The following is a 1,251-nucleotide window of genomic DNA, read 5'->3' as shown; positions in this document are numbered from 1 at the left end:
GCCCGCCACGTCACCCGTCGCCGTCCCGGTCCACGCGTCCGCGCTCATGCCGCGGCGTCCTGCCGGAGCTCCGCCAGCGCGCGGCGCAGCGGCGCGGCCACCGGGTTGGCCAGGCGACCGGCGTAGAGCAGCGAGCCCGACGGGTCCGTCAGGTCCACCATCTGCGTGGCGTTCCGCAGCTGCAACCGGTTCAGGCACGAGTGCGCGAAGTCCTCCGCGTCCAGGCCGAGGCGCTCCACATCCGCGAGCCCCAGGGCCGTGTACTCGGCGAGGACCCGCCCCACCACGGCGTAGAACTCCTTCGCCGGCAGCAGGGCGTCCGCGTCCATCACGTCGGCCAGATGGCGCAGCACGCCGTCCAGCATGTCCGTGAAGAAGGAGAGGGAGAGGTCCTCGTCGGTGAGGTCGATGCGGATGCGCCGGGTCTGCTCCGTGAGCGGGACGCCGTCCGCGCCGACCACCACCTCCTCCCCGATGTCCTTGAGGAAGGCGCCGGTGACCCGTCCCTCCCGCAGGCGGAGCACGATGTTCTCCCCGTGGGGCATGAACACGGTCGAGTAGGCGGCGGCCAGATGCACCAGCGGGGTCACGTAGGCCGTCACCACCCCGTGCAGCCACTGCGCCGCCGTCAGCCCCGAGCGCTCCACGAGCGCCCCCGCCACGGAGCGGCCCCCGCCGTCCCGGTGCAGCAGCGCCGCCATGGTCATGACCCGCTCGCCCTCCGCCAGGCGCGGCAGCGGACTCTCCCGCCACAGGGCGGCGAGCATCTTCGTGTGAGGACCCTTCGAGCCCACGGCATGGAAGGCGTCCCCGGTGTACCCGGCCGAGGCGTACTCCCGCAGCACCCCGAAGCCCCACCTCGCGAGCAGGGGGTCGGAGTCCACGAGGTCGGCCACCACCGCGTTGATCGCCGGGGTGACGGACATGTACGCGGGGGAGAGGCCGCGCACGAACCCCATGTTCTGCACGGACAACGCCGTCTTCAGCTGCGGGGCGTGCGGGTCGCTCGCGTTGAACAGGGTGCGCACCGCCTGCATGGCCGTGAACGCGTCCGGGTCTTCGCCCACGTGCACCAGCCGCCCCGCGGCGAGGTCGGGGGCGAACGCCACCTGGATCCGGTGCTCCCACTGCCACGGGTGCACCGGGATCAGCGTGTACGCCTCCGGATCGACGTCGAGCGCCGCCGCCCGCTCCGCCCACAGGCCCGCCACCGCCTCGGTGATCGGCGGGGGCGGCGCCGGCACGGCGGCG

1 protein-coding gene is annotated in these 1,251 nt (G+C 73.6%); it reads right to left on the bottom strand.

What is annotated here, in order from left to right; translation table 11 throughout:
* Nucleotides 1-44: 44 nt before the first annotated feature.
* A partial coding sequence (locus HMPREF3105_RS02065) for an IucA/IucC family protein (RefSeq protein ID WP_305791314.1) occupies nt 45-1,251 on the bottom strand: 1,207 nt, incomplete at its 5' end.

Source organism: Micrococcus sp. HMSC31B01 (assembly GCF_001816085.1).
Classification (GTDB): Bacteria; Actinomycetota; Actinomycetes; order Actinomycetales; family Micrococcaceae; genus Micrococcus; species Micrococcus luteus.
Note: the sequence above shows the minus strand (reverse complement) of the source record. Positions and strands in the feature narration are given on the sequence as shown.